At 36.6% G+C, this 15,618-nt stretch carries 12 protein-coding genes; 6 read left to right on the top strand and 6 right to left on the bottom strand.

Features of this window, described 5'->3' with window-relative positions:
• Window positions 1-217: 217 nt before the first annotated feature.
• From aldA to NBT05_RS09110, 5 genes are read right to left on the bottom strand one after another with little or no spacing between them, the layout of a single operon-like run.
• Window positions 218-1,669 (bottom strand): aldehyde dehydrogenase, encoded by a 1,452-nt coding sequence (gene aldA, locus NBT05_RS09130; protein WP_265773177.1) that lies wholly within the window; start codon window positions 1,667-1,669, stop codon window positions 218-220.
• A 30-nt stretch (window positions 1,670-1,699) separates the two neighbouring features.
• Window positions 1,700-2,464, bottom strand: coding sequence for an SDR family NAD(P)-dependent oxidoreductase (locus NBT05_RS09125; RefSeq protein ID WP_265773230.1), 765 nt, complete (start codon window positions 2,462-2,464; stop codon window positions 1,700-1,702).
• Between the two features lie 25 nt (window positions 2,465-2,489).
• Window positions 2,490-3,506 (bottom strand): zinc-dependent alcohol dehydrogenase, encoded by a 1,017-nt coding sequence (locus NBT05_RS09120; RefSeq protein ID WP_265773176.1) that lies wholly within the window; start codon window positions 3,504-3,506, stop codon window positions 2,490-2,492.
• Window positions 3,507-3,520: 14 nt separating this feature from the next.
• Complete coding sequence (locus tag NBT05_RS09115; RefSeq protein WP_265773175.1) at window positions 3,521-4,804, bottom strand: glycoside hydrolase family 117 protein; 1,284 nt, start codon at window positions 4,802-4,804, stop codon at window positions 3,521-3,523.
• 38 nt (window positions 4,805-4,842) lie between these two features.
• Window positions 4,843-7,380, bottom strand: a complete 2,538-nt coding sequence (locus NBT05_RS09110) for a glycoside hydrolase family 2 TIM barrel-domain containing protein (protein ID WP_265773174.1) — start codon at window positions 7,378-7,380, stop codon at window positions 4,843-4,845.
• 294 nt (window positions 7,381-7,674) lie between these two features.
• Here NBT05_RS09110 and NBT05_RS09105 point away from each other — a divergent pair, with 294 nt between their 5' ends.
• The 6 genes from NBT05_RS09105 (at window position 7,675) to NBT05_RS09080 (ending at window position 14,415) form a co-directional block, all read left to right on the top strand.
• Entirely contained in the window at window positions 7,675-9,297 is a 1,623-nt protein-coding gene (locus tag NBT05_RS09105) for a tetratricopeptide repeat protein (protein WP_265773173.1), read from the top strand.
• A 169-nt stretch (window positions 9,298-9,466) separates the two neighbouring features.
• The gene (locus tag NBT05_RS09100) at window positions 9,467-10,591 is read left to right on the top strand and encodes a Zn-dependent alcohol dehydrogenase (protein WP_265773172.1); all 1,125 of its coding nucleotides are present in this window, start codon (window positions 9,467-9,469) and stop codon (window positions 10,589-10,591) included.
• A gap of 84 nt (window positions 10,592-10,675) precedes the next feature.
• On the top strand, window positions 10,676-11,494 hold the full coding sequence (locus NBT05_RS09095) for an alpha/beta hydrolase (protein WP_265773171.1): 819 nt from the start codon (window positions 10,676-10,678) through the stop codon (window positions 11,492-11,494).
• Window positions 11,495-11,581: 87 nt separating this feature from the next.
• Entirely contained in the window at window positions 11,582-12,739 is a 1,158-nt protein-coding gene (locus NBT05_RS09090) for a cytochrome P450 (RefSeq protein WP_265773170.1), read from the top strand.
• A gap of 60 nt (window positions 12,740-12,799) precedes the next feature.
• Window positions 12,800-13,108 (top strand): 2Fe-2S iron-sulfur cluster-binding protein, encoded by a 309-nt coding sequence (locus NBT05_RS09085; RefSeq protein ID WP_265773169.1) that lies wholly within the window; start codon window positions 12,800-12,802, stop codon window positions 13,106-13,108.
• Window positions 13,109-13,158: 50 nt separating this feature from the next.
• Window positions 13,159-14,415, top strand: a complete 1,257-nt coding sequence (locus tag NBT05_RS09080; protein ID WP_265773168.1) for an NAD(P)/FAD-dependent oxidoreductase — start codon at window positions 13,159-13,161, stop codon at window positions 14,413-14,415.
• Window positions 14,416-14,454: 39 nt separating this feature from the next.
• Here the strand turns inward: NBT05_RS09080 and NBT05_RS09075 are convergent, their stop codons facing one another.
• Window positions 14,455-15,336, bottom strand: coding sequence for an AraC family transcriptional regulator (locus NBT05_RS09075; protein WP_265773167.1), 882 nt, complete (start codon window positions 15,334-15,336; stop codon window positions 14,455-14,457).
• Between the last annotated feature and the right edge of the window lie 282 nt (window positions 15,337-15,618).

Raw genomic sequence — 15,618 nt, 5'->3', positions numbered from 1 at the left:
CTCGATACATTTTTTCTCCATTTCATTACGAAGAAACACTCGAATTGACGCTTTTCCCTAAATGTAACAGAGGTAAATTTAACAAAACATCATAGATGAATGTACCCTGCAACATTTGAGAATTGAAATCATACTATTTAGAAAAACCTAAAAAGTTTTTCATATTTTACATACAGAAATATTTATAAAAATCCTGTCTGTAAATTATCGAATCTTATTAAGAACCGTAATTTATATAAAAGGTTTTCTTTTCCAAATATTGTTCAAAACCATATTTACCATCTTCTCCTCCACTTCCGGAAAGTTTATATCCGTTATGGAAACCTTGGTGCTGCTCTCCATGACCACGGTTTACATAGATTTCTCCAAATTCCAGTTCGTCGTTACAACGCATAATGGTCGCCATATCTTTAGTAAAGATCATTGCAGCTAGTCCGTACTCACAGTCATTAGCGTACCCAATTACCTGATCAAAATCTTTAAACTTGATGACTGGTAAAATAGGTCCAAAAGATTCTTCGTGTACAATAGTCATTTCCTGGGTTACATCAGTAAGAACTGTGGGCTCATACCAGTATCCTTTTTCAAAAGCTTCTCCTTCCGGTTTTTTACCTCCGGTTGCCACCGTAGCGCCTTCGTTAATACTTACCTCAACCAGGTGTTCTATATTTTTAAGTTCGGAAGCATTTACTTTAGGTCCCATAGATACACTTCTATCTAAAGGATTACCGACTTTATACGTTTTAATCTTTTCTAAAAACTTAGCCATAAATGCATCGTATATATTCTCATGTACGTACATTCTTTCATTACAAGTACACACTTGACCACAATTGTCAAAACGGGAATTAAATGCAGCCTCAGCAGCTTGATCCAGATTGGCATCTTCAAAAACAATGGCGGGTGCTTTTCCCCCTAACTCTAGTTGAACGTGGGTTAGGTTTTTTGCCGCAGCTTTAAAAATTTGCTGTCCGGCAGGGGTACTACCGGTCATTGTCACCATCTTGGTGATAGAATTTTCAACTAATGCGTTTCCTAAAACTCTCCCGGATCCAGTAACAATGTTTAACAAACCTTTTGGTAAACCTACTTTTTCTGCAATGAAACCTAGTTCCAGTGTTACCAATGGTGTTTCCTGGGTAGGTTTTACAACAATTGCATTTCCGGCAACCAGGGCAGGTCCAATTTTTCTACCCGCTAGGGCTAATGGGAAATTCCATGCGGTAATAGCCACTACAACCCCTCTTGGGATTTTATGAATGTAGATATGTTCCTTTTCATTATCCGAAGGCATAATATCCCCTTCTATATGTCTCGCCCATTCACACGCATATTCAATAAAAGTAGCGGTTACCTCTACTTCTATTTCTGCTAATGAAATTATTTTTCCTTGTTCCCGGGTTAGTAATTCTGCTAAATAGGGTTTATTTGCCCGGATTTCTTCGGCAAATTTTCGCATCAGTTCGGCACGTTTTCTGGCCGGAATCTTTCTCCATTCTTTTTGGGCCTTATCTGCTGCTTCTAATGCAATTTCCGCATCTTTTTCTACCCCCATTTGTACGGTACCTACAACACTTTCGTCAATAGGACTGGTAATCTCCGCAGTTTTACCTGAAGTTGCTTTAGTCCATTCTCCGTTTATAAAAAGTTGATATTCTTTAGCTTTCATGTGATTATTTTTCAAATATTTTTATTCTGATTATCTACCCATCCATCCGCCGTCAACGACCATGATAGAACCATTCATATACCCTGCAGCCTCTGAAGCCAGAAATACTACCGGTCCGGCGAAATCTTCAGGTGCGCCCCATCTATTGGAAGGTATTCTTGATAAAATAGATTCCGAACGATTGGGGTCATTTCTTAAAGCTTCCGTATTGTCCGTAGCAATATATCCGGGAGCAATAGCATTTACATTAACTCCTTTTGATGCCCATTCATTAGCAAATGCCATGGTCATTTGACCAATAGCTCCTTTACTGGCTGCATATCCGGGAACGGTAATCCCTCCCTGAAAAGTTAACAAAGAGGCAGTGAAAATAACTTTTCCGCTCCCTTTTTCTACCATTTTTTTTCCTATTTCCCGGGTAAGGATAAACTGTGCGTTTTGATTAACCTCTATCACCTTATCCCAATATTCATCAGAGTGTTCTGCTGCCGGAGCTCGTAAAATAGTCCCTGCGTTATTTACCAGAATGTCTATTACCGGAAAATCCGATTGTACCGCTGCGATAAATGTATACAATGATTTTCTATCTGAAAAATCACATTGATATGCTTTAAACTCTTTTCCTCTTTTTTCTACTTCTTTAGCTACATCACTTCCTTCTTTCTCCAGACTTGCCGAAACACCAATAATGTTAGCTCCGGCTTCTGCTAGACCAATAGCCATTGCTTTACCGATACCCCGTTTACATCCGGTTACTAAAGCTGTTTTTCCTTCTAAACTGAATTTATTTAAAATGCTCATTAATTATAAGTTGTTAATTTTATTGTTGGCAATCCATTAATACTTTAAGCCCGTCAGGATTCTTGTCAATATTTTCAAATACCTGTTGGATATTAGTTAAGGGTTGAACATCGGTAATTAGATCCTCAAAAGGTAAGTTATTATCTGTTATTAATTGAATAGCTTTATCATAATCTTCTTTCTCATATACTCGTGCGCCAATTAATTTTAATTCTTTCCAGAAAAACTTAAACAAATTTACTGGTTTTGGTTCTCCGTGGATCGCTACCACCACTATTCTTCCGCGAATTCCTGCTACTTCGGTCATTACATCCAGGGCCGGTTGTACTCCTGCTACTTCAAAGACCACATCGGCCAATCGACCTTCTGTTTTTTCTGTTACGTATTGCACCAAATCGGTTTCTACAGGACTTACTACATCAAAACCTAAATCTTTTGCCTTAGCGATACGTACCGGATTCACCTCAGAGATAATAACCTCAGCTCCGGCTTCTTTAGCTACCATGGCAACAAGTAAACCAATAGGACCACCTCCTAAAACAACAGCCGTTTCCCCCGGTTTTACCTCCCCTAATCGGACGTCATGAACTGCCACAGATAAAGGTTCGATAAGTGCTGCCAGTTTTAAATCGGTTTCTGATTTTAATTTATGTAAAGTAAATGCAGGTACGTTCCAGTACTGTTGCATAGAACCCGGACTGTCAATTCCAATAAACTTAAGGTCCTGACATATATGATTAAATCCTTTATCCGAGGGTTTAGCACCGCGGTCATCCAAAGGGCGTACTACTACTTTATCTCCCTCTCCATATCCGGTCACTCCTCCTCCTACGGCATCAATCACACCGGACATCTCGTGACCAATTGTCTCAGGGATGCTTACCCTTTTATCCATCATCCCATGATAGATATGTACATCCGTTCCACATACACCAGAATACGCTACTTTAATACGTACTTCTCCTTCTTTGGGTGCTGCAATTTCTTTATCTACTACGCTAAAGGTTTTATTACCTTCGTATATCGTTGCTTTCAATACTATTCTGTTTATTAATTATCTGTTTGTTCGTCTTTTTTCTTTTCACCCTTAGGAGTAATAGCTCCCTGAGCTACGTGAGATGTTTTACGGTAAGAATCAAATCTCATAATGCTTTGATAATGCCAACTGTTGTAAACGTGTGACAATCCCCAGTCGAATATTGCGGTCGGGTTATCTTTACTAACTTCAATGGTTCTGTTAAGACCAATAGCATGTGGCATATTTGCCCCTTTTACGGCTGCTCTGATTTCAAAATTAATCCCGTCAGGTGACCATTGAAACGTATTTCTTTCGGGACCATCCGTAGTAATTAAGGAAGCAATCCCTCCATCGACAGGCCAAACACAAATTTCATGTCCGGAGTTAGAAATAGGGTTGTAATTGGATTTTTCATAAGGTCCTTTTGGGTTATCGGCAACAGCCACTCCATGCCGAATCTGACGGCCTCCGTATAATATTTCTTCTCCCATTTGCTCTCCTTTGTAATACAAATAGAATTTACCATTGTACGGAAGGATACAGGGGTCGTGTACTTTATGAGAATCAAAATCCCCTTTTTTCTCAACACTAAAACGGTTTTGTTCTTCTCCTTTCCAGATACCGTTATCTGCTGGCTTTAAGATAGGTTCTTTGCTTTTTTCCCAGGGTCCATTAGGCGACTTTGACCAGGCCAGACCCACTTCATTTTTAGTACGTACGTTATACGGGGACTTTATGGTTTGATAGCATAGATAGTACATTCCATCCCACACCATTACTTCTACGGTAAAGACCGATCGATCATCGTAGGTACCTTTCTCACCGAGGGGTATGGCAGCTTCTTCATCTTCTTTCCACGTCCAGCCATCTTCTGAGGTGGCATGCCAGATGGTACAGCGATCCCAGGGAAATACTTTATCTTTTTCAACGTCACCGCTAAATCCATCCGTTTTTCCCACACTTTTAGAATACCATACGTGATACAGTCCGTCCGCTTTAATCATTGCAGACGGATCACGGCGAACGACACCTTCTTCATAAGCTAGATCCCCTTTTAAAGGTTTCATCTCATTAAACACCCGGTACCAGTCATTCTCAACATACTTCCACTGTAAAGCTCTTTTAGAAGCTGCACTTAAATATTCTTTATTCGTAATTCCAAACCGGTCTAATTTTTCCGGGGATAAATCTAATTCCGGCTCACAAGGTTTTTCAGTACTCTCTGTGGTCTTAGTCCCCTGAGATACGGACTGATTGCAAGCAGATAATGCAAAGATTGCAGATAAATAACATGCAATTTTATAATTTACATTCATTGGTGTTTTGTGTTTAATAATTTATTTATAGCAAAAGTTTAGTCAACTTTAATTTGTAATGGGTTGCTTTTTATGTTATTTGCTGTTGCTTTTATAGTAACCTCACCCTTTGTTTCCTTAGCTTGAACTAATAATAAACATCTTCCTTTATCCGTTGTAATACTATTAGAAGTATAGTCTTGTACATTAAAAGGTGACCCGTTATCCACTCCAAGCAAAGTTACGTTACCTTCTACAGAAAAAGTAATCGTCTCTTCATTATTTCTTATTGGATTTCCGTAATTATCTTGTAGTTGGGCAATTACATGCACCACACTAGAGCCATCAGCTTGCATTGTAGTCTTATCTGCACTCAAATGTATTTTATTTGATTTACCTGCTGTTTTTAAAGTAATCACTTCGTCGGTTTTGCCGGCTGTTTTTCCGACAGCTTTTAATTCCCCCTCCTGGAATGGAATAATCCATTTAAAAATTCTATCTTCAAAATCTGCTAATTTTTTTGTTTTAAAACTTTTATCATTAAGGCATAATTCTACCTCGTCATGATTAGAATAAATTTCTACTACTACTTTTTCATTTGGTGTGTAGTTCCAATGTTCGTTGACATCATGCCAATCCCATAAAGCTTTTTTCCATCCCCCTTCTTTTCTCTCGACCGGAGCACCTGTTTTTTCATCTTCTTTAAATATGGATTTATCCAGCGTTTGCGTAGCCATATACATATGAGGCTTGTCATTCCAAAGGGTTTTCATCATGTGAAAAGAAGGCTTTTCAAACCCGGCAACATTCAGCATTCCGCTTGGTGTAGCTTTTCTAGGCCATTGATCGTGAGACTCTCCCATATAATCGATCCCCGTCCAAAGAAAGGTTCCTGAAATAAACGGCCGATCCAGAACAGCTTTCCACTCGTGCCACTGTACTAAATTTTCGGTTCCCATAATAGGTTTATCCGGGTAATTTTCATGACCATAATCATATAAAACCCTTCGGTAACTATATCCTATCACATCCAGGGCATCTGCAAAACCCGACAGGTGACTTGAAGAAGGTAAAATACAATTGGCCGTAATATAACGGGTAGTATCTAATTCCCTGGTCCAGGCCGCTAGTTTTTTAGCTGTTTTACCAATATCGTATTTACCTACGGGCAACGTAGCTAATTTTTCTTTAATCTGCTCTACGCTATGAGGTGGTTTTTCCCAAAAATAATTTCCACTCCAGCTCATATTATTAAAGAAGCCAGTTGCATCCGCATTTCTAGGATAGGTCCATTCTATTTCATTTCCTATACTCCACTGAAAAATAGAAGGGTGGTTTCTATGGGCTAGTATGGTATTCTTTAAATCTTTTTCTGCCCACTCTTGAAAGTAGTTTGTATACCCTCGAGAAATGGAATCTACAATTCTTTCGTTTTGATTTAATCGCTTATCTTTTGGATTATCCCATTCATCAAAAAATTCGTCCTGTACCAAAAATCCCATTTCATCACAAAGATTCAGAAATTCTTCTGATCCCGGATTATGTGAAATACGAATAGCATTACATCCAGCATCTTTTAGTTTTAACAACCTTCTTCTCCATACATCATTAGGGACAGCAGCACCTACAATACCTCCGTCATGATGAAGGCACACCCCCTTAATTAACGTATTCTTTCCATTAAGGAAAAAACCCTTATCCACATCAAAGGCAATCGTTCTTACCCCAAAATTTACCGTATTTTTATCAATACTATTTCCTTTTTGAACTATACTAATCTCAGCATCATACCTTCTAGGAGTATCTATATCCCATAAATAAGGTTGCGGTATTTTTAGTTGATGTGCTACCTCCATACTACTCCCTGATTTGATAGTGGATGGTTGCACAGTTTCTGCTACCACTTTTCCTTTATCATCCCGAATTTTTATTTGAAGGTCAAATTTCTGATCTTCTGCGTACTTATTTTTAACCGTAGATTTTACATTTACGACAGCTTCTTCTTCATTAATAACCGGGGTTGTAATAAATATGCCCCAAACCGGAACGTGCAGATTATTTTTACGTATTAGCTTTACTTTTCTGTAAATACCTGATCCCGTATACCATCTACTATCTACGTACCTAGTACGGTCGACATCTACCTTTACCGTATTGGAATCATCCGCTTTATTTAAATAATCAGAAATATCAAAATAGAAAGGTGAATATCCGTAAGGGTGAAAACCTAATAATTTATCGTTTACATACACGGAGCTCTTGTTATAAACCCCGTCAAATAGTAAATAGGTAGTGATGTTCTTATCATTTGTAGCCGTAAATTCTTTTTTATACAAGCCTTTTCCTCCTGGAAGGTATCCGGTAGCACCCTCACCTTTAATAGAGTCAAAAGCAAAACCAACACTCCAATCATGTGGTATTTTAACCTTAGTCCACTCCTTATAAAGGTCGTTATCGTAGGTTCCTGTGTTTTCTATTAACTTAAAATTCCAGTGGTTATTAAAATCGTAATTGCCAATTTCCGAATAATCTTGAGAAGAAACTATAAAAATGTTAAGGATAAGGCTAAATTTAAGAATAGTTCTTAAAGTTGTCATTGTTTTTGTTAATTTATATATTTTACAAATATCACACAAAGCTTGAAATCTTGATTATCTTAAACTAGACATAAACTGTACATAAACAAGATCAAACACTAAATTACTAGACAAAGCTACTATTTAAATATAGACTTTTTGTAATTTTCTTTTAATGCTTTCTTTATTTTTCGTTGTTTTACTCAAGATTACACAAAACAAACGTTTATTTCAATAGATAAAGTAAATCATTATCTTAAAATAAGATAATTATAAAACTAGAATTTAAACGGCAATAGGTCAAATAAAATTATAATGTTAAAAAAGGTACCTCTTTTAATAATCTCAATTGCTTTAACAACTATTTTTTGTTGTCAAACAGTGTGGTCACAACAGGTATATAAAACAAATTCATATCTGGAGGATGCCAGAAAAAACAAGTTCGTAAATTTCAAAAAGGCCGTTGCCAATTATGAGAAAAGTATCGAGTTTTTTGCTACTCGAAAAGACACCTTTAATCAGATTAGAAGTATCTATGAATTATCCCAATTGTACGGACATAACCTGGACTATGGGAAGGCATACGATGGTTATTGGAGAGCCTTGTTCCTGGCGGAAAAGAGTAATGACGAATTTTCACAATCCCGGGTATACCAGTCTTTAGGTTGGCTTTACAGCTTGTACAACCGGAGGGAAATTGCCTTAAAGAATTTTAGCAAAGCACTAGAAATCAGTAAGGAACTTTATGCGAATAACGAGATTAGTATTGATTATACCATCAGTGATTATTTTTCTATTTCTAATTTTTACCGTTACAATCAAGACTTTGAAACCGCACGGACGTACCTGGATAGTTCATATTTATATTTTAGGTCTAAGAATCAGGGAATTCGAAATTATTTCCTGGAAGCCGAAAAAGGCTTTCTTCTAGCTCAAAACGGTGATTTTGAAAAATCTGAGGATCTACTACTACAATGTAAAGAGTACTTTGAGGATAATAACGAATCATACCTTGTCATTATTCATTATTTCCTGGCGAAACTTTATCAAAAGCTAAATCAACCTCAAAAAAGTAAATATCATTTTACCCGATCCCTGGAATTACTTCATATCCATAAGAGCCATATGAACTACCAGATTATCAATCATAAGCAGCTATCTAAAATTCATTATAATTATAAAGAGTATAAAGAAGCTTTTGATCATTATAAAACAGCCATTGAATTTGAAAATAAAATCTTCGGGATCAATAGTAAAAATAATGAGTATTTGTATGAAATCAAGGATAAATACCGCCTTCAAAAAGAAAAACAGGAACAATTATTAAAAGAACAGCGATTATTAGAATTAGAAAGTAAACAAAAAATATCCCTCCTTAGATCAAGTTTGTTATTTGTCATACTCCTTTTTTCAATCATTGTAGGGGTAATGATCTTTAGAAATTTAAAAATAAAACATAAAAAGGAAAAACATCTACTTAGACAACAACAGCAACTTAAACTAGACGAAAGTAAAAAGGCAATTAAGCTTAAAAACAAAGAACTTGCTAAATCTGCCTTACAATTAATCGAGAAAGATGAATTTATTCTAAGTTTAAAAAATTCATTGGCAGAAAATAAAGATAATTTGAATCTAAATTCAGTAAATAAAATTATCAAGTCCATACAATCCGGTATGGGAAGCAACTGGAAAGAATTTGAGGCACGATTTATTGATATCAATCAAGATTTTTACAGAAATTTAAAATCAAATTTTCCTGCATTAACTCAGACGGACTTAAAAATCTGTGCGCTGATTAAATTAAATTTTTCCAGTAAAGATATGGCTTCGTTACTTGGTATTTCGGTGGAAAGTGTTCACACTTCTCGATATAGGTTGCGAAAGAAATTAAATCTGGAAAGAAACGACAATTTAGTAGAATTTATATCCAACTATTAATTTCTCTAAACCCTTACAACTATATTTTTAATAAGATTATATAGCCTACCAACTTCTTAAAAGTAGAAAGACAATTATGTATAAATACTACAATTAATTGATAAAATGATTTAATTATTGGCTTTAATTAAACAATTACTTTACAATCCGTATTTTTTAAGATATATATATGTTAGCAAAAGCAGCTATTAGTTCCGGAGACGGGAATTTTTCTATTGAAGAAGTAAGACTATTACCTCCGGAAAAGGATGAGGTACTGGTAAAAATTATGGCAGCGGGTTTATGCCATACGGATCACGATTCTTTACACTGGGGAAGACCGGTTATTTTAGGTCATGAAGGAGCAGGAATCGTAGAAGCTGTGGGACCCGACGTCACCACGGTAGCTGCCGGTGATTATGTAATCTTAAACTGGGCAATTCCTTGCGGAACCTGTTTTCAATGCCAGGAACAGAATCAGCATATTTGTGAGAACAATTCTCCGGTGGTGGCCGGGGATGCTTTACCGGACGGAGAGGTCTCAAAAGGACATGCCCGATTAGAAAGTACTCTTTTTAAGGATAAAGGCATTGAACGTTCTTTTAACATTGGTACGCTCTCTACTCATACCCTTGTAAAAGAACAGGCAGTTGTAAAATATAAAACTGAAATTCCATTTAGCGCAGCATCCATTATCGGATGTGGCGTGATGACCGGTTATGGCTCTGCGGTTAATACAGCTAAAGTTACTCCGGGGTCAACTGTAGCCGTTATTGGTACCGGCGGTGTTGGTTTGAATGTGATTCAGGGAGCTAAAGTCTCCGGGGCAACTAAAATCATTGCCATAGATATTAATCCGGGACGTTTAGAAATGGCCAAAAAGTTTGGCGCAACCGATCTGCTGTTAGCTGAAAAATCGGATAAAGGTTTAAAAGAGGCTACTATAAAAGTAAAAGAGCTTGCCGGTAAAGGAGGTGCTGATTTTGCTTTTGAATGTACTGCCATACCGGAATTAGGAGCAGCACCCCTGGGGATGGTTCGCAATGCCGGAACTGCCGTTCAGGTTAGTGGAATAGAACAAGAAGTAACCATCGACATGCAATTGTTTGAATGGGATAAAATATACATTAATCCCTTATACGGGAAATGTAGACCACAAATTGATTTCCCGAAAATCCTGGAACTTTATAGCAAGGGTGATTTACTGCTGGACGAGATGATTACCACTACTTATAAATTTGAAGAATTGCAACAAGCTTTTGACGATATGTTGTCAGGTAAAAATGCAAAAGGTGTTATTGTATTTGAACCTTAAAGGTAGCCTAGCTATTTTATATTTCCATATTGTTATTCCATAAAAATTATTTTACTAAAAAATACCTAGGTAACACCTTCACATATGTCATCAAAATTCAGAACTACAGAACTATCCGATCCACGCTTTGAAGCCAATCAATTGCGGCATATTACGGTCAAGAGTAGGCATTTAAAACAAAGAGGGGATATTACAGTATACGTCCCTTCCGGTCACAATTTGAAAGATTTACCTATTACGATTTTACTTCACGGAGTATACGGTAGCCATTGGATCTGGTCACAAAAAACAGGCATTCATTTAAAAATGGAATCCTGGATTAAAAATAAAGAGGTAAAACCCATGATTATCGCCATGCCTTCTGATGGGCTCTGGGGAGATGGTAGCGGTTATGTACCCCATACGCAAGCTGATTTTGAACAATGGATTACCGTAGATGTAGTACAAGCGGTAATAGAATTAATCCCCGAAGCCAGTGTACAATCCAAACTATGTATTGCCGGGTTATCTATGGGGGGATTCGGGGCACTGCGTTTAGGGATTAAAAACCATGAAATGTTTAAAGCAGTTTCCGGCTTATCATCCATAACCGTTCTGGAAGAAATGAAACTGTTTGTAGAAGAACCCTTAACATCCTATGATCAATCGGATAAGGAGAATGAGTCGGTGTATCAAACGATATTAAAACACAAAGAACACCTACCTCCGTTTAGATTTGATTGCGGTTCGGAGGATTTGCTTATCGAAGGAAACCGAAAACTACACCTTCAATTAAAAGAGATTGATATAGCACATATCTATGAAGAACATCCCGGAAAGCACGAATGGATATACTGGGAAACCCATATAAAAGACACTATATTATTTTTCAACAAAATTCTAAACCATAACTCTCCGTCTTAAAGATAAAATTGTTTAATAATTTATCAATAAAAGATAATTTTGAGTGAAAATATCTAATTTACTTTGTAACTATAAAATACCTTTATTATGAAGAATAGCACATTTTCTGATCCGTTTGAAAAAGCCCGACAGCAAGTAGGATGTGGTGAAATGGATGATCAGAACGATCCGGTCAAAATGGTATTACGTCTTAAAGACGTGCGAAAATGTGCGCATAATTGGAAAACTTACCAATCCGGAGCTGCCCCGGGCCGTATTGTGATTCCTTCGGAGGTCCATATACGTGATACCCGACAAATCCCTTTTGAAGTTGATCCGCCCATGCATAAAACGTACCGGGATTTATTAGAAGATTGGTTTAAAAGACCTTTGGGCGAAGCCTATCAAAAAGAATTGAATATCATCATTGAAGATGCTATCGACACTGTTATTGCCGAAGATAATGCCATCGAAGTAGTAGAAGAATTTGCTCTACTCATTCAATCCAGGGCTTTGACTTTATTACTTAATATTCCTTTTGAAGAATCCGAAACCTGGATTTCGTGGGGGACGCATGTATTTAGAAGTGAAGGATCGGCTTTAGATGGAGATAAAGCAAATATTCTATACGATTATATAGACGAACAAATTGAAAAAGCCATTAAAAACCCGGGGAAGGATTTATATTCTACCTTACTTAATTCTGAAATTGAAGGAAAAAAACTGACGAAAGAAGAAGTAAAAGGTGTCATGATTTTAACTTTTGCAGGTGGAAGGGATACGGTAATTAATTCTATTACCAATACTATTGCCTATTTTGCGGAGCATAAAGAATCTTTAAAACTAATTAAGGAAAATCCTGAAATAACAGGAAAGGCAGTAGAGGAATTGATACGCTATTTTGCCCCGTTAACCCAAATGGGAAGAGTAGTTACCCAAGATGCTTCGGTTTGTGAACATGCAGTAAAAGCAGACTCTCGTATTTCATTATGTTGGGCTTCTGCTAACCGGGATGAAACGGTATTTGAAAATCCAAACGAAGTAGTGTTAGATAGAAAGATGAATCCTCATGTAAGTTTTGGCTTTAGCCATCATAAATGCCTGGGAGCAACCCATGCTCGACAAATTATGAACATTTTATTAGATACCCTTTCTAAAAAAGTAGGTTCCATAACTATTACGGATGCAAAAGAGAACATAGAAAGCCTTGGGGAATTCAATCGGAAAGTAGGTTTTGACAAACTAAGTGTTATCTTTAATAAATAGTTCGATCACTACTAGCTAAAATTTATATATTTCAAAACCTACAACGCAAATTATTAAAATATGACTAAAATAACCTTTATTACCAGTGATAACGAAACTATTACAGTAGAGGGTAATTCCGGATCTGTAATGCAATTAGCAGTAGATAATAATATAAAAGGTATCGATGGTGATTGTGGAGGTGTATGCTCATGCGCTACCTGCCACGTTCATGTACATCCGGATCATTTTGATAAAACCGGAGCTCCGGGAGAGATTGAACAGGATATGCTCGAACTGGATGATAATGTTTCTGAATACAGTCGTCTATGCTGTCAGTTAGAAGTAAATGAAGCTTTGGATGGACTGATACTGACGGTTGCTCAATAATATAGCTTTACTCTTATAATTCTCAATATTTTAGATAGGATATATATCATATGACAAATCAAAATACCGAAGCTTCCGTTTGTGTGGTAATAGGAGCAAGTCACGCCGGGGTTAACTTTGCCTTTTCCCTGAGAAAAGAGGGTTGGAAAGGCGACATACGTATCTTTGATCAGGATCCTAATATGCCTTATCACCGTCCTCCCCTATCTAAAGCCTACCTTACCTCTGATGACGAAATTGATAAAAACCTTTTAAAATCTGCAGAGAGTTACGAGAAAGATCAGATTCAATTACAATTGGGTATTACTGTAAAAAGTATTGACACCCTAAAAAAAACCATTACAACCTCTACTGGTTCCGTACAAAACTACGATAAACTGGTGATAGCTACCGGTGCACGTCCACTAGTACCCCCCATAAAAGGTTTAACCGAAGCATCCGAATTGTTTACTTTGAGAACCATACAAGACGCGCATGATATTCGCAAAACGGTTCAGGAAGATAGTAATAGACGTGTGGTGATTATTGGTGGCGGATATATTGGTTTGGAAATTGCTGCTTCTCTGCGAAAACTTGGAGCGACCGTAAGCCTGTTAGAACGCGAATCCAGAATATTAGCCCGGGTAACCACCGAAGATATGAGCCGGTTTTTCCATGAGTTACATACCGAAAAAGGAGTTGATATCCATACGCAAAAAAATGTATCTTCTATTGCTACAGAAAATCACATCAATACTATTATGTGTGACGACGGTACTGAATATAAAGCAGAAATTATCGTACTAGGTGTTGGTGTACGGGTAAATACGGAATTAGCCAAAGAAGCCGGACTTAAAATAGAAAATGGTATCTCTGTCAATCAAGCTGCACAAACTAGCGATCCGGATATTTATGCAATAGGTGATTGTACCTATCACCATAATCCGCATTACGATCGTTATATACGCTTAGAATCCGTACAAAACGCTGTAGACCAGGCAAAAATAGCAGCTGCATCCATTTGTGGTAAAGAGGTTGTTTATAATGCTATCCCCTGGTTTTGGTCAGATCAATACGATATTAAACTTCAAATAGTAGGGTTATCCTTAGATTTTGATGAAAGCATTATACGATCCGAAGAAGGAAGCACTCACAAATTTTCTATCTGGTATTTTAAAAATGATGAACTACAGGCAGTAGATGCGATTAATAATGCTAAAGCCTATGTACTGGGAACAAAATTTATCAAGGACCGTACTAAAATTAATAAGGACAATTTAAAAGACACTTCGGCAAAATTGAGCTCTGCCAATTTAATAATGGCTTAAATTTCCGTATCAAAGCTATCAACTTAACCAACAATTCTTTTACTCTTTTACAGACTTCCGGAAAGTATACGGAGATACTTGTTCCAGCTTTTTAAATTGACGGTTAAAATAAGGAACCGAATTATAGCCACAATCAAAAGCTATTTCTTTGATTGGAATATTCGTATTAATTAATAATTTCTTTGCAAAATCTATTCGGACTTTATTTAGATAATTGGTAAATGTATAGTTAGTTTCACTCTTAAAATACCTGCAAAAAGCCGATACGGTCATATTTACCATTTCCGCACATTCATTGAGAGATACATCCTGTTTGTAATGTTCCATCATAAATTCATGTACTTTTATAATACGGTTCGATTTAAAATAAAAACTATTATTCAAGTATCCTTCAGAAGCTAATATCTGATATCCGGAGAGATTAATCAGGTCTAAAATTTTGATTAATTTCAGTAATTGATCTAAGGGAGAAAATTTTGAAATTCCCTTTAGCAATTCGATAATTTCATTCTTATACTTTCCTTCGATTTTTATACCTCGCTCTGATGAACGTAATACTTTACGAACGCCTTTAAGTTCCGGAATATCAACAAAATGAGACCCGAAAATATCCTTTTTAAACTGAACATACACTGATTCACAGTATTCCGTAGAATTTTCTTTAAGATACTTGGCATCAGGAATCCAAGCATGGGGTAAATACCCTCCCAGTAGTACAATATCCCCTACTTTAAAATCTTCCCCGTGATCTGCAACTAACCTCTTTCCCTGGCCATTTACAATTAACAACAATTCAAACTCCGGGTGATAATGCCAATTCCCATTAAAATAAGGTTGTTTATATACACCCGTATGAAAGGAAACATGTTGTGAAGTTTCAATTTTTTCCAGTGAAACTTCAATTTTAGGAGGTAGCAACATAGTCTTAAAACGACAATAAAAATTAACTTATTGCAAAAATAGTATAATTTGTATACTTCACAAGGTCTTAACTTCGTTAACCACTTATGTTGAGTTGTTTCTATTTTTTGTAATTACATTACTAATTATAGTTAATTTTACATGAGTGCCTGGTAAAGATTTAAGACCCGCCTGCTTACGGGCAGGTCGCTATCGCTTCTGGAAACAAGAATCAAGACTAATCACTATAGTATTGAAAATCAATATTGTAATAAATTTTTATATTAAAGAACAAACTACTTT

It is taken from the genome of Aquimarina sp. ERC-38, assembly GCF_026222555.1.
Taxonomy (GTDB): Bacteria; Bacteroidota; Bacteroidia; order Flavobacteriales; family Flavobacteriaceae; genus Aquimarina.
This window is presented reverse-complemented; position numbering and strand designations above follow the sequence as displayed.

What these genes read in the sequence shown, in the direction of transcription:
- aldA (WP_265773177.1), bottom strand. Translation starts at nt 1,669, where the DNA reads ATGAAAGCTAAAGAATATCAACTTTTTATAAACGGAGAATGGACTAAA.
- NBT05_RS09115 (WP_265773175.1), bottom strand. Translation starts at nt 4,804, where the DNA reads ATGAATGTAAATTATAAAATTGCATGTTATTTATCTGCAATCTTTGCA.
- NBT05_RS09110 (WP_265773174.1), bottom strand. Translation starts at nt 7,380, where the DNA reads ATGACAACTTTAAGAACTATTCTTAAATTTAGCCTTATCCTTAACATT.
- NBT05_RS09105 (WP_265773173.1), top strand. Translation starts at nt 7,675, where the DNA reads ATGTTAAAAAAGGTACCTCTTTTAATAATCTCAATTGCTTTAACAACT.
- NBT05_RS09100 (WP_265773172.1), top strand. Translation starts at nt 9,467, where the DNA reads ATGTTAGCAAAAGCAGCTATTAGTTCCGGAGACGGGAATTTTTCTATT.
- NBT05_RS09095 (WP_265773171.1), top strand. Translation starts at nt 10,676, where the DNA reads ATGTCATCAAAATTCAGAACTACAGAACTATCCGATCCACGCTTTGAA.
- NBT05_RS09090 (WP_265773170.1), top strand. Translation starts at nt 11,582, where the DNA reads ATGAAGAATAGCACATTTTCTGATCCGTTTGAAAAAGCCCGACAGCAA.
- NBT05_RS09085 (WP_265773169.1), top strand. Translation starts at nt 12,800, where the DNA reads ATGACTAAAATAACCTTTATTACCAGTGATAACGAAACTATTACAGTA.
- NBT05_RS09080 (WP_265773168.1), top strand. Translation starts at nt 13,159, where the DNA reads ATGACAAATCAAAATACCGAAGCTTCCGTTTGTGTGGTAATAGGAGCA.
- NBT05_RS09075 (WP_265773167.1), bottom strand. Translation starts at nt 15,336, where the DNA reads ATGTTGCTACCTCCTAAAATTGAAGTTTCACTGGAAAAAATTGAAACT.